We start from the raw sequence: 21332 nt of genomic DNA on the forward strand, positions 1-21332 counted from the left end.
CCGTCTCTCCATTGCTGATCAAGGAAATTTTCGATCATTGTCTGTACACGGATCCATGTATTGGCAGTATTAGGTTCAAAGACGAAACGTTCTGTAGATTTCTTCACAGATTCTTCCACCATATTGAAGAAACGACGTACGGATACATATCTCCATTCATTGCTGTTTCCATCCAGTGTTCTTGCTCCCCAAACCAATGTTCCTTTTCCTGTAAAGTTTCTGATCGCATTGATTGATTTTCCTGATGTAGAATCTACGTTAAGTGCATCTTGCTCTTTATTAGAAATTTTTACCGTTGGTGCTTCTACGAAGTTCAGTCCAACATTAGCTGGTGATTTCCATACTCCAGAAGTACTGTCTACTTTAGCGTAAACTCCTGCCATTGCTGATGATGGAGCCAATACTACTTGTTTAGATTCAATTGCTTTTTTAGCCTGGTTATACAATTCTGAATTCGCAGATTTCAAACCGGCTAGATTGGTAATACCAGATGCACCAGTCACTAAAACATCAGCATCTTTAAAATCATAGCTTAACACTGTTTTCAGTTTTGGATAATAGGCTGCACCATATTTTAAACCTGCAGCACTTACTTTACTTCTAAAAGTAGTATCATCTCCAAGAACATCCATGATAACGAATCTGTCCTTCAATAATTCTGCCTGATCTAAAGCTTTGTTATACAAAGAGTAAGTTAAACCGATAGCAGTTGCATCGTTAGATCTGTTAACAACTAAAGTGCTGGAAGCAGCAGCAGCGGCAGCAATAGTATTAGCGGTAGTAAGGTCTGTATCGTAAGCAGTAGCAACAGCCTGGGCAGCAGCCTTAACAGTAACAATACTAGCATTACTAACAGCAGCAGCAACCTGAGTAGCCACTACAACAGCCTGAGCAGCCTGAGCCGCAGCAACTTGAGAAGCATTACTAGGATCAGTAATAACATAAGTAGCAGCCTTAGCAATAGCAGCAGTAACAGCAGCATCTGGAGTAGCAGCTGCTGCAACAACGTCTGAAACGGCTTTAGCAGAAACTTTAGCAGCATTAGCTGCAATTTTATTATTATCTGTAACCAGAGCAGCAGCCTGAGCAGCAGCGACATCAGCAGCTGCAGGAACCAGACCTTGAAGATCCGGGAAAACGATCAACGTAGGCTCGTCTTCTTTCTTTAACAATTCAAGACCATATAATAAGGTACCTGCTGTTGTAGGTGTTCCTACAGTCACCGCACCAGTGTAATCTCCTACAGAGACGATATAACAAGCACCACCGCCATTAGCAAAATACATTTGCATAGCATGATACATTTTAAAATCGCTGATCTTAGTTTGTGTTGCCGTTGCAGCACCGTTATTGAAAGCTACAGCGAAAATCTCCGGGTTTGATTTTCCAAAAAGATCTTCATACTCCAACATAGAAGAAATTCTCGTCGGCTGATTTTTTGATCCTTTCGCAGTGTACCCGATAAAAGCGGGAATAGCTGTTTCAACTTGCGCTACGGAAGGGGGAAATTTTGCCTGCTCCTCCACGTAAACGCCAGGGGTTTTGTAATTCATTTGTTAAAATTTTAAGTTATTATTAATTATTCCACGAAGTAAAACTTCGAATGTTCATTTGTGATTGATTGTATTTTTAGAATTGTTGTAATTTGTGCGAAAAGGTTAATAAGATAAACTCTGCAGGGCGTACTAATGCTATTTTGATTTCTACATCCATCGTATGAGAACCTTTGACTCCATCAACTTTTACTTCGTATGCTTCTTTCGGAGTACTACCCGCTAACGCACCATCCATCCATTGTTCGTGAAGAAAATTTTCTATCGTAGCTTTTGCTCTCAGCCATGTGGAGAGTATATTGGGTTCGCTAATAAATTTTTTATCCAGTGCTTCACTGATCGATTGTTTAACCATATTATAATAACGGCGTACCTGTATGTACTTCCACTCGTTATCTTTCCCATCTTCTTTTTTATCGTTTCCTTCAAGCGTTCTGGCTCCCCAGACTAATGTTCCTTTTCCTGTAAAAGTTCTAATAGCATTGATTGATTTCCCTGAAACATGTATGTTGAGATCCGACTGTTCCTGATCGGAAACTTTTTCCGTGGGACTCATCACATAATTAAGACTTACATTTGCCGGAGCTTTCCACACCCCTTTTGTACTGTCTATTCTGCCATATACCCCTGCCATTGTGGATGATGGCGGCAGAATAACTTTTAAAGATTGAATAGCCTCTTTTATTTGATTGTATAATAATGAATCAGAAGTCTGCAGGTTTTCCAATGTGATACCGTGTGCATTTCCAAAAATATCTTTTGCCGCTGAAACGCCTTCAATTAAATCATTAAATTCATTTAAAAAGTTGATATCTACGCTGTCAATTGTCCCGTTTTCTATTGCTTCGATGGTAGCAATAGGCTCAATGAGATCGACTTTCTGATCTGCCGTTTCATTGATCTCTTCTACAATAGCTACCGCCTGAGCGAGTAAATCAGCAAGTACAAAAACATTGGCTGATGCAAATAATATTTCATCACTGGCTAGTCTTCTTAGCTCCTGTAAAGCCTCTTTCTCATTCATATAGAAAGCAACACCATTACTTATTTGCCCGTCCTGCAGACCTTTATGATCAATAATAGTCTTATCGTCAAAAGTATAATTCAAAATCGTTTTTAAGTAAGGAAAATAAGCTGCAGAATGGCTCGTTGGGTTTACTTCTTTTCTAAAGTTCGTAATAGTATTGAAACCGTTTGACAGGGCTGTAGAATTTCCATAATACGTATCTAATAAGGCAAATCTATTTTTTGTCTCATCTTTTGCTTTACCAATTACTTTATTATAGATAATATAAAAATCGTCTTCACTAGGTAACGAGATGGCATCAGGGACAAGAATAAGGATTGGCTTTTTGATAGTTTCAATCATATTGAGCCCGTCATTCAATGAAGATAATAACACGCCTCCCGTCAAAGGATATGTCCCTACAGAAACAATATAACATGGCCCTCCACCATTAGCAAAATACATTTGAAGCGAATAGTACATTAAGAATTGTACCTGAGGGGCTACAACAGTTACTCCTTTGCCTTCTACATCTTTTAGTTGGAGATTTTCTTTTTTTGCTTTTCCAAAATGATGTTCGTACTCCAAAAGAGAATTGATTTTTAACGGCTTATTTTCGCCAGAAGGCATTAATTCGGTATACCCAATGAATGCCGGTATAGCCGTTTCTACTAATGCAACTGAATATGGAAGTTTTGTAATTTCTTCAACTGAAACACCCGGTGTTGTTGGATTTAACATGTTTAAAAGTTTAGATTAATGGTTATTAGTTTTTTTTTATGGTTAATTAACTTTAATACCTTTTATATTAACATCGTTAATTAATTCAATAGTGGAAGTACCTGTAGCAACGATTTTTACTACGCTGATTTTGTATAAGGCAGAAGGCATTATCTTTCCGCCTAATAATCCCCAGATATAGCTCAGCTGATCAAAAGGAATGGAGTGCAGTTCGATTCTGAAATCGACATCTTTTGTTGTCTCAGGGTCAATATAACTCAGCACATTGTTTGTTTGAAAAACTTCAATAACTTTTGAAATATTTATTAAAGCATTGGAATATCTGGTCCTGTTGGCAGAGATCATCACATACAGGTTCAAATAGGCCGGAGCATTCTCCTGCTGCATATCATATCGGGTGGGATTATCGCTTATTTTCTTCTTGGTGTAGCGCGATCTGTTTTTCAGTGTTGACTCTTCCTCAACGTTTAGCAGAGTAATGACTACTTTATTTTCAAGACCTGAGGTATCATCATCATGCTTTGCTATGTCATCAACAACAACAATATCATGTAAATCTCCTGAACTGTTCAGCTGATCTTTTAAAACGGTTAATACATTATCAATCATAATTTCTGTTTCTTAATTATTATGATGCAAACATACAATCCCCCCCTCCCAAATGACAAATATTTTGAGGTACCAATACAGTCTTTGCAGTAAATAGGATTTTTGTTTTTATGAAAAAAAATAAAAAACAACCCCAATAAACAGCTCATAATCAAATTAGTAAATATTAAATTAAAAAATAAAAATTTAGTCTATGGACTTTCCTAATCCAATGATGACCAAGTTTGAGTTTATTATTGAAGTCTATTTTTTAGATGAATCACTGATGCTGTTTAAACTTTTTTACAACCGCAAGTTTTAATATTTAAATTTTCGAAGCATCTTCGATTTCTCCTGATACAATAACTTAAGAGTTGAAAATTTTCTTCTTCCGGAGACCTATAAATTGAAGACTTGGCCTGGTGATAAAAACGTCAAATCCAAAACCTCCAGCTTCAAAAATCCAAACCACCCACTCTTCCCGAACTCAGGTCTGTTTTGTTGTTTTCCTTATCAGAAATATTTCTTTTTTGCACCAAACAATTTCTAAAAATTATAAGCTTTCATCTTGAGGAAGTGATTTTGTCTTTTACTGCAAAGACAGAATGCAGGGGTCTTATAATTCGTAAAATGATTTCCCTTCTTCTAATTTTGACCCAATAATTTTTAAATATTAATCACATGAATATCAAAAATCTTTTTGGCAAGCGCAATGAAATCATTGGCGGCCATTTCAATGAACTGCGCTCAAAAATGGGCATGGCAGATCAAAACGAAGAATCTATTTTCTCTTTAAGAGAAGAAATCTGTAACGCATGTCCTTTAAAAAACGGCAACAACTGTAATGCTATGAAATGGCTTAATCCTGAGACATTGGAAGTGCTAGATGGTCCGCAAGAAGGATTTATCAGAGGTTGCGGATGCAGACTGAGTGCAAAACAAAGATCCAAATTAAGCGTTTGCCCTGCAGGTTTCTGGGGAGGAGAATTCGACTAAAAATAAGATGGTTTTACGACCATCAATATTGTATAATTAAAAGCTATTTAATGTAATGCAAGATCATATCATTCAGAAAGTTGTTGTTGAAATTACGCTCAACAATAAAGAAAAAGCAATGAGCATAAAAGAGGATATCAATAGCTTTTTGTCTATTGACGTCTTTCCAAAAATAGAACAATACATCAACGCTTTAGAATATAATTTAGCTGATCATACGCTACAAATCCCCCGTTTAGAACTGGATCTGGAGGTAAAAAGCAGCTCATTAAATACGGAATTAAAAGATAAAATTGCTCAACTCTTTAAGGAAGAACTCTCAGAAATTATTAAACCCATTGTAGGTTCAGATCAAGAAACAGAAACCGAATCTAAGGCATATCTGATTGGCAATCAGGAAAAAACACTCCAGGCTTTTATCCATTTCTTAGAAAAAGGACATATGCCATGGTGGAATTCGGATAGAAAAAGCATTGCTTTTTTGGAACCCGCGGTATTTGACATCCTGATTCTGGCTGACAACTTTCAAAAAAGGATCATTCCTGTTCTGTCAAAACCAAATGTTCAGGACCGAATGATCAATCAGCTTTCAGACAAGCAAATTGCGCAGCTATGCCTGACGATTATACAAAATAAGGAGTTAAAAATCAACTTAGAGACTGATATACTTCGTCGTATATCAAACCTGGGCGACCCTGACAGACTCATCGTGTGGGGTTTGGTCTTCAGGCTATTATCAGAGTATTTGAACTCATCCAATACTAATCTTCAGGAATATCTTTTACAACAAATATTAAAAATAGAAACAGCTGGTTTATCACAGGCAAAAAAAACGAACCAGAATTGGAAAACAGTAGTTGAGATATTCCCTTTTATTAAAGAAAATGAAATTCTTGAAAGCATCAAGAACAATACAATTGACAGCCCGGAAAACCAAACAACTTCAGCAGAAACTCCGATGGGAACCATTCATCAAAACAATGCAAAAATCCAGGAGGATCTAATCCGGAACGATGGACAATATATTCAAAATGCAGGGCTTATTTTGATCCACCCATTCATCAAAACCCTTTTTGAACATTGTGATCTTCTGCATCCAAAAACGCAGCAACTTACTGATCCTGAATTGTGCGCTCATTTATTGCATTATATCGCTACCGGAAAAACAAACGCTCCTGAATACGACATGATTTTTGAGAAATTTTTATGTAATATTCCAATCGGTCAGACCATTAACAAGCATGTTAAACTTTCGCGCAAGCATAAAACACAGGCTAAAAATGTAATAGAAAGTGTTCAACATAACTGGAGTCCGATGAAAAAATCATCTGTAGCATTACTGCAAAACGAGTTTTTCCAACGGCCAGGTAAATTGGTTGCCACGGGTTATGAACACACCCTTACCGTGGAACGAAAAACACAAGATATTTTACTTGATAAACTTGGTTGGGGAATCGGGCTTGTTAAGCTGCCATGGCAGGAAAAATTCATATTTATCAATTGGTAACGACCTTCTTATTGATGGGGTTATGCAATCCCAAATCTACTACAGCCCTATCATTCTATTTCAACAATATCAACTCAAAATAAAATTATGGAATCTCTTATTAACCATGAACAGAAATCATTAATAAAAACAAAAATTAATGAAAAAACAGAACGAACCAATCACTTATTTCATGCCAATGAGGTAAATCACAGCTCATTAAATGAAGAAATGAAATGGTTACAATCGCTTATTGAAATGCGGTGCAAAGAACTGTTTTTGGAAGATGAGATTGAATTGAATGTAGGGTATGAAATACCTGAACCACCAGAATCAGATGATGAATCGCCTTACTCGGTTACGATAAACACTCATCAACTTACCGTTGTAGATAGAATAATTTTAGCATTGGGTATTGCTTCGGCTCATTATCCATCTATCCTAAAAACATTTGTGCAAATAGAAGAAAGCAGTCATGCATTTGCTATTGAAGCAGGGGGTGAATATGATAAAATCAACCGCAGCTTTAAGCCAACTTTTCAAACCTCACTTTTTTTGCTTGCGGGGAAAGATTTATCCCTGTGGTCACAGTATGGTGCACAGCTCATAAATGGCAGTGTACTCTTGAAAAACGACATTATTTACAATCGTTCTTCAACCGAGTTTATTCATGGAAAAATTGAATTGGATACCGCTTATCTCAACTATTTTTTATCCGGTCAGAAGCCACAATTAGACCACGGTTCTTACTTTCCCGGGAAGCTTTACACGTCTGATCTCACCATGGATGATATTATTTTAGAAGAGAATGTCAGAGAACAAATAAAACCCATCGGACATTATATAAAAGCACTGGAAAATGGCTTTTTCACAACCAATGAGCACAGCTTTAAACCTGGCTTTATTGCTTTATTCTACGGCGCGCCAGGAACAGGAAAAACGATGCTGGCAGGAATACTGGCTAATACATTTGGTATTGACATGTATCATGTAGATCTCTCACAAGTGGTCAGCAAATACATTGGTGAAACGGAGAAAAATCTTGAAGTGCTATTCAACAGGCTGCAAGGTAAAAACAGCATGTTGTTTTTTGATGAAGCTGATGCTTTGTTCGGGAAACGTTCTGATGTAAAAGATGCTCATGACCGCTATGCCAACCAGGAAGTTTCGTATTTACTGCAGCGGATTGAAAAATTTGACGGATTAACAATCCTTGCCTCTAATTTCGAGAACAATATGGATGATGCTTTTAAGCGCCGTATAGATGTATCTGTAAATGTAATACGCCCGACAGAGATTACCAGAAAGACACTTTGGGAGCATTATTTACCTAAAAACATAACGTTTGAAAGTGACGAGCTTTTAAAACATTTAACGAAGGAATATTCTTATACAGGTGCTAATATCCGCAACATTATGAAAAATGTAGCTATGGCACTCTATGACCGTAATGAAACCATTATTACATATTCATTAATAAGTACCTATCTAATGATAGAAAACGAAAAGGCTTTCGGAAAAAACCAGTCTCGTCTCAGCCCATTTGTAAAAAAAACAGAATAAAACCTTAGCACATTATAATGAACTTATCTAATAACCAATAACATGAGCAGATTTAAGAAAACATTCGCGCCGAGGGCTGGCAGGTCCGAAACACAAATCGATGATAATAAAGAGGATGAAAAAAAATATGAGCAGATCACTGATCAGGACAGTAAAGTATCTCTCGCAAAAACAGAAGTTACCCAAATAGCATACGCCCCTTTTAAAAACAGAGCATTTAATAAAATCGAAAAAGGCTCATCCAGAATACAGTTTTTAAATAGCGGACTGCATGTATTAGCTCTCAATAAAGCACTCAATGCATTAGGCCACAAAGTATCTGAAAACGAAGCTTCTTTTGGGGATACAACGAAGATTGCACTCATCAACTTCCAAAAACAGAATGGTATTACAGGCTCTGGAATTTTTGATAAGGAAACTTTATTGAAAATGGATGAGGTATTAGAAAAATCACAAATTGATAAAGAGGCAAACTTAGATAAAAATGAAAAAATATCTTTCAAAGAAAAAGAAGAAAAAATACCTACCCAAAATACTCTATCAGATAGAACTGTAAGGCTAAGTGTAGGGATTGTTCCTATGAATATTAAAAGTAACCAAGAGTTTTTCGACTTTTTAGATATCAAAATTTTCGGAGTAATTACAGATATCAATTGGGACATTGATGAAAAGTCATATAAAGATTATATAGGAAAAGAAACCCATTGTAATGTTTACATTTCCCTCCTGAAAAAATACTTAGGGATTACAGATGAGCAATGGGAAGATATGCAAAGCAAAACAACAGCAAGTACATCAAGTGCTGTAGAATTAAGAGAATCTGTTGGAAAATATTTAGAAAAATCAAAAGCTAGAGAAACAGCAATTGAAAATCGCAGTATTTTGGAAACCAAATTATATGGTTTGAAAGAATTTTACAATGAATATATAATGTATACAGATTATCTTAATTCTGCAATTTCTTACCAAAATTCAAATACTCCAAATTTATCTCCTCTATTCACTATCCCTAATTGGCAAGAAGAATTAAATAAAAAAGCAAAGAAATATGGCTTTAAAGATCTTACCGATTTTGAAAATACTATTAATGAATATCTAGATTCTTTCCGCGGTGAGACTATTAATTTAGTGCAAGATTATATACATAAATATGAGCATTTACTTTATGAAGAAGAAATACGTCTAAAAAAGGGAGATACAATCAAACAGCTTTATACTACATTTTATAATACCGGAGCAGCTAAAAATATAAATGAAGGTAAAATAAAGGAAAGTAACGCTCTTACGATGATGAATGGATTAGCTTTTGATAAACTGTATAAGGAAGGTGAAAAAGAAAAAAAAGCAGGTGTAGATAAAGTAAAAACCTTAGACTCTTCTTTATTTAAAGATAAAACCTTCAATTTTGACAAATTAGCAGCCGCAAACTCTCAAAAAGAATTTGAAGAAGTTTTATTTGATTTCATAAGATCTAAGCAGAAAAACGCCCATAAAGTTCGTCAGGATTTAAAAGACAATCCTGATGCTGTATATAAACAACAGGAACTGTTACAATACTCTTATCAAAAACAGGGTGTTGTAAAGGATAGCATTCTCGATTTAATCATCCAGCAAAGAATTAAAAGCATAGAATGGACTGAAACTCTTAAAAACGTTGGTTTAGCTATAGCAGCCATTATAGCTATAACAGTTACTTGGGGAGCCGCTACTCCTTATGTCATTGCTGGTACAGCTGTATCATTAGGCATAAGTGCATACAATGTCTATGAAGCATTGGACGAATATTACAAAAAAGATGCAGCCTACGAAATAGGATTACTGAAAGATAAACCAAATTTTATATGGGTAATAGTTGCTATTGCCGGTGCGGCATTAGATGCCGCTTCATTGGCGGCTGTATTTAGAGCTGCAAAACCAATAACTGAAGCAGCAGAACTATTTAATAATAGTGCAAAAAGTGCAGAGGATATTCTTACACTAAAGACCAGTCTTGCAAAAATCGAGGGACTTTCAGATAAGGTACGAACCAATATTGTAAAACAAGCAGAATTAACTGTCGAATTCCGTAATACAGCACAAGAATTTTTACGTGCAGCCAGTACACTCAATACCGGTATTAATTACTCAGTACTGCCACAATTAGTACGCTTAGCCCGTCTTAGTATTATACGAGGTATTACTACTTTTGAAAAGTTTTTATTAGAGTTAAAAGTTAATAAAATAATAAATAGCGTAGACAATCTTACTGATGAAGAATTAAAGGTCCTTAAAGATGCATTTACTGATGCAAAGAAAGGACATACATATCCTGATTTTGATGAAAAAAGTGTAAATTTCAACCGTTTTAGAGATAGAAAAATGCATAGAACTGAAATAGCCAATGCTAAACCAGGTATATATTTAAAGCATAAGAAAGCTAAAACAGTAGAGCAGGCAATAAGTTTTTCTAAAAATGGGGGTGATGCACAATATTTACCATATGTTAATATTAATGCTTTAGAGAAAACAGCTTTACAAAAAGGAGAAGTTTTTATTCCTAAAAATAATAAAAATGTAACTTATTTTTTCTATAAATCAAATAGAGTAATAGGTTATGACAATGGAATTCCTACAGAATGGATTAGAGCAGAAATTTCATCAGGCTTTCACCATAGCCACCCAATAAATACGGATAGGTTATCAAAATATATAAAACTTTAATTATGAGAACTCAATTATTTAACGAAAAAGATTTTGAACGAATTAAACTTACAGTAAATTATGACTGGAAAATAATATATAATAAGTTAACTATTTTTGATCCGGATATTCATGAATTAACAGAGGAAGAATTTGATTTTTATACATTAGGGTTATTTACTCAAAACATGGCTCAAATAGAATCTAAAAGCAAAAGCCTATTAATCGATATAGGATGGTATCCTGACTCAGAAATTGATGGAGAATTTTTACTTCAAATACTCCCAATAACAGATGGAGAATGTGATTGGTTTAATCCAGTCGTAGAATTTAGAACACGTTCATTAAAAAAACTTATTTTAAAGATTGAAGAATTAATGAAATAAAAATTAAAGGCTGCCCAAAATTTTCGGGCAGCCTTTAATTTTATTGATTTTATTCCTACTTGAATTCCTAACTCTCCGAAGTCCCCCGACCTTGGAGTATATCTTAAAGAATTTTTTCATTAATTAACTCAAAATCAGGAGACATTACTTAGGTAAAGTAATATTAAACATACCTAAAAGTGAACATCAGAAAATCAAATTGATTGATTTTTACAACAGTTCATTAAGAGATTAAAAAAAGAAATAGATAATGTGATCTATCTATTCTCATATGGAGAATATCAACCCGGAAGGTATATGTTATTTTTAGAAGGAATCTATCATATTGCCTGATAAAAAACCGATTGGGCAGAAATAAAAACAATACATCGCGGCAAGAAAAAGTATATATTAAAAATCTGTCCAATTGGAATAAAAATTTTGCGAGAAAAGGAGACCAGCAAAGTAGCCTGCACCACAAATAATATAAAACCACAACGCAAAAAGTTGTGGGTTTACTTTTTTAGTGAACTATGAAATACACTCTATCTATATTGATTTATATTCTAATATTTTAACGATCAAATCACCGATATCATTACTATTGACTTATTGCTGTAATCTATGAATAAGACTTTTTATTTCCGATGGATTCAACTCTGTTTTCGTATCTGTTGCTAAACTATTTTTCAGAATTCTAATCTGGGCAGCCTTTAAAGCATCTTTAGCTTTTACCTCCTGATCAGGGATTACCCCGACATGTTCCCAATTCTTATGACTGACCAGGGAGGTTACTTTTCCTGTAGGAACAAGCAATAAATATTGATTTTGGATGATAAAATGATCTACCGGATTAGCGGCCCCGGGTGTTTTCTCCCCTATTACTTCAGCCAGTTTATGTTGCTGTAAAAAGTAAGCAAGGGCTTCCGCTGCAGAAAAAGTACTTTTACTGGTAAGGATACAGATTTTTTTATGAAGATATTTCGCCCCCAAAACATCCGGTTGTGTACTGTTGACTACCGTCTTATCTTCATGCCTGAAATAAGTCGTATAAAGATCTGTTTTTTGATCAAAAAAATAACTGCAGAATAGCAGAAGCATATCATTATCGCCACCTTGATTTTCTCTAAGGTCAATAATCAGAGCGTTGGTATTGGCAACAAAATTCATGGCAGCGGCCAATGTCCCTGCGCTGGATTCTGAGGAAGCAAAACCTTTAAAATTAATGTACCCAATATTTCCTTCTAATCGTTGAACGCTTTCAAAACCAAAATTTTCGAGACTGTTGTGAAAATCGTGCAACTTCTTCTTTTCTTTCTCATCAACCACCTTTTCGGGGCTGTAGTTTTCGAGATATCTAAAGGAAAAATGCTGATCTCTTATATCCGATCTCAATTTTTTCGCCAGAAGCGCTGCAAAATCATTTTTATTCAACTTTTTAAAAGTTCCTTTTTTAAGGTCACTTTGAAATGAAGAATCTACTTTTTTATAAGCTTCTTTATCAACATAATAATGCTTCACTTTTTCTGTGATTTCAGAAAGAACCATTTTTTGATCATCCCTTTGTGCGTAAGATACGAGGGAATGAAAAAGGAAAATTCCTGTCAGTAACTTTTTCATAGAAATTGGTATTTATTTTTTATTGGTGATGTCAATTGTAGTCTCCAGCGCATCTCTTGTTAAGGTGACAGAACTTACCTTTCCATCCTTAAAATCGAATTTTAAGACGTTCGGATAATCTACAATTTTAAAGGTCCCATTTTTCAGATACAACAGCTCATTAGCATTTTTCCCTTTAAAATGTTCCAAAAATGGAGACTCCACATAGAGTCGGTTATTCTTCTCTACAATTTTCGTTTCCATCCCCTGTCCATAGAGAAAATCGTTATACGTTCCGATGAGTTGTTTTTTGAGGCTTAAAGGGATCTCCTGACTGTTTTCATGGGCTGTTTTCTTATTCCAGTCCATCAATTTCAGAATCTTTACCCGGGCTTCATTCATTACCGGAATACGATTAGGTTGTTCGCCATTCGCCAGAATTACGATCCCATTTCCATCTTCCATCGTTGCAAGAATATTACCTCCTACTCCTGTATTGGAACCACTGCACATAAACCAGTCATAGTTGTTATAGGCAACAGATCTTTGCCATCCATAGCTCCAGCCGCCCACGGCATTTTTCAAAGCCGTTACTTCAGTTACTTTTTTTGCGACCTGATGAGAAATCACGCTGTTATTCTTATTGCGTAAAGCATTTTGTATCTCAATAGAAAGTTTAGCCAAATCTGTAGTAGTAGACCATACTCCAGACGCTCCAACCTGTGGTGTAATGGGCAAACCTTTTTTTATCACTTTCCCTTCTTTATCATGAGCAAAGGCAACATTCGTTAGAAATCCTTTTTCATTGGGCTGTATCATGGTCGTGTTTTTCATACCAAGCGGTGAAAAGATATATTTCTGTGCAAGCTCTGCAATAGATGTATTCAAAGTATCTTCTAATGCCATTTGTACAATTACATAGCCCCCGCCGCTATATTGAAAGTCAGTTCCCGGTACAAACAGAAATTCAATTTCCTTATTATTATATCTTGGGATCTGTCCTAAAAGACTTTGTTTTAGAGTTGGAATAGCATCTCCTTCATAATAATCTGCAAATCCGCCCTGACTTGTACCAGCTGTATGATTGAAAAACTGTCTCCAGGTAGGGCTGTTATGTTCTGTAAACTTGCTTTTTGGCAGATGCCATCGTTTTAGGTATTGATCTATTGGATCATCCAGATTGATAAAGCCTTTCTCTTCGATAATATGACAAAGAAGTGCTGTTATCGATTTTGAAATAGAGGCAGTGGAAAAAGCCGTATTTTCATCCAGCTTTTCTTTAGAATTCATAGATTTCACTCCGACCTGATTAGAATATACAATCTTATAATTTTCAAAAACGACAAGGCTAAATCCCGGAAGTTTATACTTCTCCAATTGCTGTTCCCCATGTAGGCTATCCGTAAGAAAACTGTAGTCTTTTTTTTCTGAAAATAGTTTGTTACTTGTTCGGCAGCTTGAAAGCAGAACTATAAGAATTAGAATATAAAAGCTATTTTTCATTGTATCGTTTTTTGGTTTAAACATTTATTTCGATACAAAGATGTGGAAGACGCTGAAGGTATGCGACCGAATAAAAGTAATCGATCCCAATTGTCAGGAAAAATAAGTACGAATCTTTAACAAGAAGAGTACGAGTAATTACAAAATACTGAAATACAATAATTTATAATTAAAAACAGGACTGTTACTTTTGTCTATTTTAAAACCATTATTAAAAAAAATATTTAAAATTCTCTACTACTCTACTACGCAGAATACCGCAGATATTAGCTTTTTTAAGTATTTTTACATGATAATATAAATAACTTATGAAAAGAATCATATTGGCAGGAATGGTAACTCTGGGAGGGCTGATTACTGCACAGGCACAATGCAAACCTGTATCTGCGATAACAGAAAATTTTGATACATGGAAGGATATGAACAAGTGCTGGACAGCCCAAGGCGGAAAAGCAATGCTGTATGCCAGTGACAAAAAGATCATTTTTTATTCTATGACCAATCCTGGTGAGAATATGTATCTGGTAACTCCGGAAATAAAAGCAGGAACCTATACCCTTAGCCTTGATATTTCGGACAACGGAGGAGAAACTACTCTGGAAATTTTCTCAGTAGGCAATGCATCCGATGCAAAATCATACACTTCAATCGCTAAAGCATCCAAAATAACAGGTGAGAAGAAAACCTATACCATTTCTATAAAAAAAGATACCCACCTGGGTCTGAAAGTTTTACTGAACGGCGTACACCAGGCGGTGTATGTAGATAATTTTTCTTTGACTCCTAAGAAATAAATCGTTTACAATAAAAAGTCGCCAGCTTTTCAGCTGGCGACTTTTTGATACCATGATCATCCAAAAAACCGCTGATTCATCTCGTTGATTACCGTTTCTATTCCTTCTTTCTTCAGCCACTCATATTCTGCGTTGGCAAGATCACCCGCCATATAATGCAGCTGTTGTCTATTATCTGTTGCTGCTGTATAAACAACCTCGGCAATAGTTTCAGGAGTATCCCGTTTTGCCGTTGAATCTCCCCTCATGGCCGTTATATATTGAGTAAAAACCGTTTCATAATCCGGATGAGAAACCATTTGTGCATTGCTTCCGAAATTGGTCTGCATATAAGCAGGAGCTACGGTTTTGATCCTAATTCCCCACTCTTTTAATTCATAGCTCATTCCTTCGGACCATTTTTCCAATGCAGATTTTGTAGCGGCATACACAGAAACGAACGGGTAAGGAATGTTGGCTGTGGATGAGGTTACTGTAATGACAGTTCCTTTTTTTCTGGTTCTGAAATACGGAAGAAAAGCCTTGGTAACAAGCATTGTTCCTAAAAAATTAGTATTGATGAGTTGTGTCAGTTCCTCGTCAGTGGTTCCTTCAAAAGGTCCCATCAGCCCGTATGCAGCATTGTTAAGCAATACATCTACCGGACTTATTTCTTCTGCTTTTGAAACTATTCCGGCCACCTGTTCCGGATCACTGATATCCAGCTTCAGAAGGTGAATATTGGGAAATGCAGTAAGCTCAGTTTCCTTTTCAGGATTTCGCATCGTTGCAATCACCGTCCAGCCTTTTTCAGCAAATAGTTTTGCCGTTGCTTTTCCTAATCCTGAAGAGGCTCCTGTAATGAAAATTGTTGGGTTCATTTTTTAATTTTTAAAAGTGATGCCACAAAGTTGCACCGATAAAAAAAGAACCTGTTTACCATTTGGTAAAAAGCAGCCTAGCGGATATTTTTTCTTATTCTGCTTAATGACTGCTGGGTAATCCCCAGATAAGAAGCGATGTATGACAAGGGAATACGATTAACAAGAGTGGGATATTTTTCCATAAATTCCAGATAACGGGTGGTGGCATCCTGAGAGATCAGCGGGCTTACCCTTTCCAGTTTTTGGGCCAGTGCTTTGTTCGTCACTTTTTGAATAATGTTTTCCCAATCTATGATCGTATCCGAAATTTCTTTCCAATCCTGATTAGAAAAAACGAGCATTTTGCAATGGGTTGCTGCCTGTATATATTCTGTGGAAGGTACATTTTTCAGATTGAAGAGCAGATGTTTTTCTTCAATAAAGATCTTGGTAATTTCTTCCCCTTTATTGTTATAATAGCAAATACGAATAATTCCGTCAAGAATAAAACCTACCTGCCTAAGGACTTTTCCTGCCTCTGCAAAATACTCATCTTTGTTCAGCTCAATTTCTTTTGCTTTGCTTGTGATGAGGTCAATTTGCTGCTGGTTCAGATGACCAAACTGCAGGATGTATTCTATAAACTCTTTCATTATAACAAAGTTAGCAATACTTATCGGGGAATATTTACCATTTGGTAAAAAGTGTTTTTGAGCGGGAATGAAAAATGCAATGAACCCCCTATTGAATATCTATTCTTTAAAATCTGTGGATGAAGAAAGCGCTTTCCACCGCTGTATCTGTTCAGATAATTCCGCAATTTTGTTTTCTGCTCTCTGGGCTGCATCCGTTCCTAAGAAGAATAATACTGGCGGATTTGAAACATCGGCAAGTTTCATAAAAACATCAGCTGCTTTCTCCGGGTTTCCCAATTGCTTACCGTCTATTTCATTCATTCTCTGATGTGCCGTTCGCAGGAATTGATAATCATCGATCTGATTTTCGCCGAAAGCAATAGAATCCGCCTTAGCAAAACTGGTACGAAACCATCCTGGTAAAACGGCTGTTACATTGATTCCCAATGGCTTCAGATCATTAGCTAAAGCTTCTGATAATCCTGTTACAGCAAATTTTGCAGCAGAATACATGCTCCATCCCAATCCCGGTGCAAAACCTGCAATAGATGAAATATTAATAATATGCCCGGAACGCTGATTCCTTAAATAAGGCAATGCCTGCCGGATCACTTTTAACACTGCAAAAAAATTGATCTGAAAATTTTCTTCAATCTCTTCAGCACTAAGTTCCTCTACGGCCCCGCCTAGTCCATAGCCTGCATTATTGACCACCACATCCAAATGTCCAAACTGTTTTATCGTTTTCTCAATGGATTGTGCGATAGACTGTTCATCTTTTAAATCCACTTCCAAGGGAAGAAAATTGTCCGGATCAGCGTCCAATCCTTCAAAAGCTGTAATGGTTCTCGAGGTGGCTGCTACTTTATGTCCTTTTTCCAACAGCTTATTTACTAATGAAAACCCAATCCCTTTCGATGCTCCAGTGATATACCAGATTTTTGTATGACTCATATATTCTATTTTTATGCAAAATTATCTTAAGCATCAAAACCTATTTTGTGATATACAAACCAATAATTGTCAAATTCAAACCTGCCTTACACTGTTGGGGCTGCTGCCCGTCTGTTTCTTAAAAAAGTTGTTAAACTGAGCCTGATCTTCAAAGCCTAGCACATGGCTGATTTCGGAAATATTCCACTCTGTATATTTTAAAAGAACTTTGGCCTCGGAGGTAAGCCGTTCAAAGATATGCTCAGAAGTGGTTTTTCCGGTCTGTTTTTTTATAGCCCGGTTGAGGGAATTGACATGGATAGACATTCTATCAGCAAAAGCTTTTGGAGAACGCAATTCAAAACGCTGTGCAGTAGATTCGATGGGAAACTGACGTTCCAATAGTTCCATAAATACAATGGTAATTCTTGAAGCGGCATTGCTATGGTCAGAAATACTATTGACGGGTTGTAGTTTCATCCCATAATAGATTAATTCACTGACATAATTTTTGATAAGCTCGTATTTATAGACAAAGTCTGAATCAATCTCCTTAATGATCTTTTCAAATATTGTTTTTATTTCTGAAGCTTCTTCCTCTTTTAAACTGAAAACAGGATATGTACCTGCTGTAAACAAAGGAAATTCAAATAGGTTTAAACGAAGATTCCCTTTAAAAAATTCATCTTTAAAAACACAGAAACAGCCGTTAGTATCTTCCTCTAAAGATTCATACGTATAGGGCACATGAGGAGTAAAGAAAAGCAATGTACTCCCGGCTATCGGAATGCTCCGGTCTCCGTAATGAAATATATTGTCACCCTGAAACAGCATGATCTTATAAAAATCTCTCCGGATAAAGGTGGGTGACGAAGTTCCGGTATTTATTCGGTCTTCAATTCTAAAGACATTAAACTGTCCGTCATTTTTAGAAAAGTCTCCCGATACGGCGCCATATTTATGTCTGTAAAACTCATCAAGGGTTTCGGTCGTTTTTGCCATAGCCTTTATTTTTCCTGTTATAATGGGTGCTTACTTCTTTTTATATCTCCAAATGCATATCGATGAAACACTGCAAAGCTCTCGACTGCGGGCCGTCTTTTCTAAAAACAAGAATCGTATTCATTGTTCCCAGCTGCTTGTTCAGTCCATACGTCTTAATTTCTCTTCCTGCGTAATATTTCGAGACCACTTCTTCCGGCAGTATGCTGACTCCCAACCCTGCTTCCACGAAATTGATCACCCCTTCAATAGAATTCAGAACCGTACTTTTGTAGTTGAGAATGCCTTTATGGCTTAACCAGGATTCTAATCTTTCTCTGAAAATACATCCTTCATCAAATACCACAATCTTTAAGGGTTCTTTTTCAATAAGGGTCTGGAGACTCGGACCTTTCGAAGATGTCAGAATAACAAGTTTTTCTTCTTTAATACAAATTTTTTCCAATCCTTTCGCATTCACAGGAGCAGAAACAAAAGCCGCATCAAGGGCGTAATCCAGTACATCAGATAGGATGGAGTCTCTTGAGTCTGATTTAAATTCCAGCTCAATATCGGGATATTTTTCATCAAATGTGTTGAGAATTTCAGGTACCTTTAATGCCATCGTAGTCTCGATACAGCCTATTTTCAGATTTCCCCGGATATTTTCACCGCTGCGGATATTATGCTTTGCCTCCTCCACCAAATGCTGAATCTGTCTGGAGTATTGCATCAGGATCATCCCTTCGGAAGTAAGTTCTACCTTTCTCGAGGTACGTGAAAAAAGTTTTGTATCAAATTCTTCTTCAAGACTCTTTATCCTTGCTGTAACATTAGACTGAACCGTAAATGTCACAGAGGCAGCTTTTGTAAAACTTCCACTTTCTGCTACGGCTTCAAATATTTTCAAATCATTTATATTCATTTTAATTAATCATTAAAAGTGATTCAATTGATTATAATTAATCGTTTTCAGTAATCAAATATCCGTATTAATTTTGACCTATCAAAAAGAATACATGAAAATAATATTCAGACAATTCATGACAGCCTTGTCACTGGGCATACTTACAACCAATGTGACAATGGCACAATCTCATCAAAAATTAAATAATTACATTATGGAAAACCAACCCATCCACTATCGCAACATCAAGGTCAATGATTTAAACCTGTTTTACAGAGAAGCAGGTCCTGCTGATGCTCCTACCATTCTCCTTCTGCACGGATATCCGACCTCTTCTCACATGTTCAGAAACCTGATTCCCATACTGAGCAAAAAATACCATGTCATAGCACCTGATCTCCCGGGATTTGGGTATTCTGATGCTCCGGATCACACGCAATTCTCTTACACGTTTGATAATCTGGCGGAAACAGTACAGACATTTGTTAACAAACTTGAGATGAAACGTTTTGCAGTCTATATCTTTGATTATGGAGCTCCGGTAGGTTTGCGCCTGGCCATGAATAACCCGGAAAAGATCACAGGAATCGTTTCCCAAAACGGAAATGCCTATGAAGAAGGATTAAGCAGTGAATGGAACCCCATACAGAAATACTGGAAGGAACCATCGCAGGCAAACCGCCTTGCTTTAAAAGATTTCGTTTCTAAGGAAGCCACTACATTTCAATATTATCACGGTGTTTCCGATCCTTCTTTAATTGCACCGGAAACTTATACTCTTGATCAAAAATTCCTTGACAGACCGGGGAATATAGAGATACAACTGGACCTAGTGAAAGATTACAGAACTAATGTAGCCTTATATCCTAAGTTCCATGAATATTTCAGAAAGCATCAGCCGAAATTATTATTGGTATGGGGAAACAAAGATCCTTATTTCATGCCTGCAGGAGCAGAAGCTTATAAAAAAGATATACCGGATGCGAAACTAAAATTTTATAATACCGGACACTTTGCCCTGGAAACACACGCTGTAGAGATTGGTGCTGAAATAGTAGAATTTATGGGAACATTACCGAAATAGTTCATAGAATCTATAAGCCAGTCAATCAACTACTAAAAATACAGGAACATCACATATGAAAACAATTGTCATAAAAAACTATGGAGGTCCGGAAGTTCTACAGGTGACTGACATGCCTATTCCTACTATAACAGATCCTTCACACGTATTGGTAAAAGTAAGAGCAACGTCAGTAAACCCACTTGATTACCAGGTAAGACGGGGAGATTATGCATCCTTTTTTGAACTGCCGATTATAACCGGGCACGATATTGCTGGTGATATTATAGCAGTGGGTGAAGCTGTTAAAAAATGGCAACCCGGTGATAAAGTCTATTATTCACCTCGCTTTGGCAGCTCCGGGAGTTATGCAGAGTATCATCTTACAGAAGAATCTTCATTGTCCAGAATGCCTGATAATATCAGCTATGAGGAAGCAGCTGCTGTTCCGCTTATTGGAGGAACGGTATGGGAAATGCTTGTGGTACGGGCTCAGTTGAAAAAAGGAGATACTATTCTTATCCTTGGAGGTGCAGGCGGTGTAGGAACACTTGCCATACAGATCGCCAAATCATTAGGCGCTTTTGTATATACAACCGGACAGAGTGTTTTACATGAAAAACTTCAGAATCTGGGAGCTGATGTAGTTATTGACCATCATCAAAAAAACTGGATTGAAGAAATACAAGTACATACGAAAGGAAAAGGAGTGGATGTCATTATTGATACCGTAGGAGGAAGCACTCTCTCAGACAGTCCGCTTGCTTTGGCTGACTATGGAACCGTTGTAACACTGGTTGATATCGCCCAGCCACAAAACCTTATTCATGCCTGGGAAAAAAATGCGACTTACCATTTTGTTTTTACCCGACAAAGCAGGGATGAGCTCTATCATATAACCCAATTAATTGAAACCGGAAAAGTAAAACCTGTTATCGATAGCCTATATCTGTTTGAAGAGATGAAAAATGCCCATCAAAGGATAGAAGATGCAAAACGGGACAGACCTTTATTTGGTAAAATTGTGTTGACATTGTAAGAATCTGCTCGAAGGATGTTCACATAAAGCTTGGGCAAATATCTTCGATATTTGCCCAA

Annotated in this window: 18 protein-coding genes; 8 read left to right on the forward strand and 10 right to left on the reverse strand. The window is 36.5% G+C overall.

The genetic code is table 11. The features are described 5' to 3' along the window. The 3 genes from DBR39_RS11510 to DBR39_RS11520 form a co-directional block, all read right to left on the reverse strand. Positions 1–1553: phage tail sheath family protein (locus DBR39_RS11510; RefSeq protein WP_148089915.1), on the reverse strand; the 1553-nt coding region annotated here is incomplete at its 3' end. A 76-nt stretch (positions 1554–1629) separates the two neighbouring features. Then, positions 1630–3300: a phage tail sheath family protein gene (locus DBR39_RS11515; RefSeq protein WP_124533212.1), complete on the reverse strand. Its 1671-nt coding sequence runs from the start codon at positions 3298–3300 to the stop codon at positions 1630–1632. A 42-nt stretch (positions 3301–3342) separates the two neighbouring features. Next, complete coding sequence (locus tag DBR39_RS11520) at positions 3343–3909, reverse strand: DUF4255 domain-containing protein (RefSeq protein ID WP_124533214.1); 567 nt, start codon at positions 3907–3909, stop codon at positions 3343–3345. A gap of 738 nt (positions 3910–4647) precedes the next feature. Between DBR39_RS11520 and DBR39_RS11525 the strand changes: the two genes are divergently transcribed. The 5 genes from DBR39_RS11525 (at position 4648) to DBR39_RS11545 (ending at position 10998) form a co-directional block, all read left to right on the forward strand. Beyond that, complete coding sequence (locus tag DBR39_RS11525; RefSeq protein WP_123921398.1) at positions 4648–4884, forward strand: hypothetical protein; 237 nt, start codon at positions 4648–4650, stop codon at positions 4882–4884. 55 nt (positions 4885–4939) lie between these two features. Then, positions 4940–6391: a contractile injection system tape measure protein gene (locus DBR39_RS11530; protein ID WP_124533216.1), complete on the forward strand. Its 1452-nt coding sequence runs from the start codon at positions 4940–4942 to the stop codon at positions 6389–6391. An 87-nt stretch (positions 6392–6478) separates the two neighbouring features. After that, positions 6479–7933 carry an ATP-binding protein gene (locus tag DBR39_RS11535; RefSeq protein WP_124533218.1) on the forward strand — a complete coding sequence of 485 codons (1455 nt, stop codon included), beginning with the start codon at positions 6479–6481 and terminating at the stop codon, positions 7931–7933. 42 nt (positions 7934–7975) lie between these two features. Beyond that, on the forward strand, positions 7976–10633 hold the full coding sequence (locus DBR39_RS11540) for a peptidoglycan-binding domain-containing protein (RefSeq protein WP_124533220.1): 2658 nt from the start codon (positions 7976–7978) through the stop codon (positions 10631–10633). A 2-nt stretch (positions 10634–10635) separates the two neighbouring features. Continuing rightward, positions 10636–10998 (forward strand): hypothetical protein, encoded by a 363-nt coding sequence (locus tag DBR39_RS11545; protein WP_124533222.1) that lies wholly within the window; start codon positions 10636–10638, stop codon positions 10996–10998. Between the two features lie 588 nt (positions 10999–11586). Here DBR39_RS11545 and DBR39_RS11550 read toward each other — a convergent pair. Continuing rightward, positions 11587–12597, reverse strand: a complete 1011-nt coding sequence (locus DBR39_RS11550; RefSeq protein WP_124533223.1) for a S41 family peptidase — start codon at positions 12595–12597, stop codon at positions 11587–11589. Positions 12598–12609: 12 nt separating this feature from the next. Beyond that, positions 12610–14079 carry a serine hydrolase domain-containing protein gene (locus DBR39_RS11555; RefSeq protein ID WP_185147177.1) on the reverse strand — a complete coding sequence of 490 codons (1470 nt, stop codon included), beginning with the start codon at positions 14077–14079 and terminating at the stop codon, positions 12610–12612. Between the two features lie 308 nt (positions 14080–14387). Here DBR39_RS11555 and DBR39_RS11560 point away from each other — a divergent pair, with 308 nt between their 5' ends. Further along, positions 14388–14873: a hypothetical protein gene (locus tag DBR39_RS11560; RefSeq protein WP_124533226.1), complete on the forward strand. Its 486-nt coding sequence runs from the start codon at positions 14388–14390 to the stop codon at positions 14871–14873. Positions 14874–14929: 56 nt separating this feature from the next. Here DBR39_RS11560 and DBR39_RS11565 read toward each other — a convergent pair whose 3' ends face one another. The 5 genes from DBR39_RS11565 to DBR39_RS11585 form a co-directional block, all read right to left on the reverse strand. Further along, positions 14930–15733, reverse strand: a complete 804-nt coding sequence (locus DBR39_RS11565) for an SDR family oxidoreductase (RefSeq protein ID WP_124533228.1) — start codon at positions 15731–15733, stop codon at positions 14930–14932. 77 nt (positions 15734–15810) lie between these two features. Beyond that, entirely contained in the window at positions 15811–16368 is a 558-nt protein-coding gene (locus DBR39_RS11570; RefSeq protein WP_124533230.1) for a Crp/Fnr family transcriptional regulator, read from the reverse strand. Between the two features lie 99 nt (positions 16369–16467). Continuing rightward, positions 16468–17304 carry an SDR family oxidoreductase gene (locus DBR39_RS11575; protein ID WP_124533232.1) on the reverse strand — a complete coding sequence of 279 codons (837 nt, stop codon included), beginning with the start codon at positions 17302–17304 and terminating at the stop codon, positions 16468–16470. Between the two features lie 75 nt (positions 17305–17379). Continuing rightward, the gene (locus DBR39_RS11580; protein ID WP_124533234.1) at positions 17380–18285 is read right to left on the reverse strand and encodes a helix-turn-helix domain-containing protein; all 906 of its coding nucleotides are present in this window, start codon (positions 18283–18285) and stop codon (positions 17380–17382) included. A gap of 40 nt (positions 18286–18325) precedes the next feature. Next, positions 18326–19189, reverse strand: a complete 864-nt coding sequence (locus DBR39_RS11585) for a LysR family transcriptional regulator (protein WP_124533236.1) — start codon at positions 19187–19189, stop codon at positions 18326–18328. Between the two features lie 94 nt (positions 19190–19283). On the opposite strand from DBR39_RS11585, the gene DBR39_RS11590 reads away from it, so the two are divergent. Both DBR39_RS11590 and DBR39_RS11595 read left to right on the forward strand, forming a co-directional pair. Then, on the forward strand, positions 19284–20255 hold the full coding sequence (locus tag DBR39_RS11590) for an alpha/beta fold hydrolase (protein ID WP_228447822.1): 972 nt from the start codon (positions 19284–19286) through the stop codon (positions 20253–20255). 55 nt (positions 20256–20310) lie between these two features. Beyond that, the gene (locus DBR39_RS11595; RefSeq protein WP_124533238.1) at positions 20311–21273 is read left to right on the forward strand and encodes a zinc-binding dehydrogenase; all 963 of its coding nucleotides are present in this window, start codon (positions 20311–20313) and stop codon (positions 21271–21273) included. Positions 21274–21332 lie beyond the last annotated feature (59 nt).

This window comes from Chryseobacterium sp. KBW03, from assembly GCF_003852415.1.
GTDB classification, from domain to species: domain Bacteria; phylum Bacteroidota; class Bacteroidia; order Flavobacteriales; family Weeksellaceae; genus Chryseobacterium; species Chryseobacterium viscerum.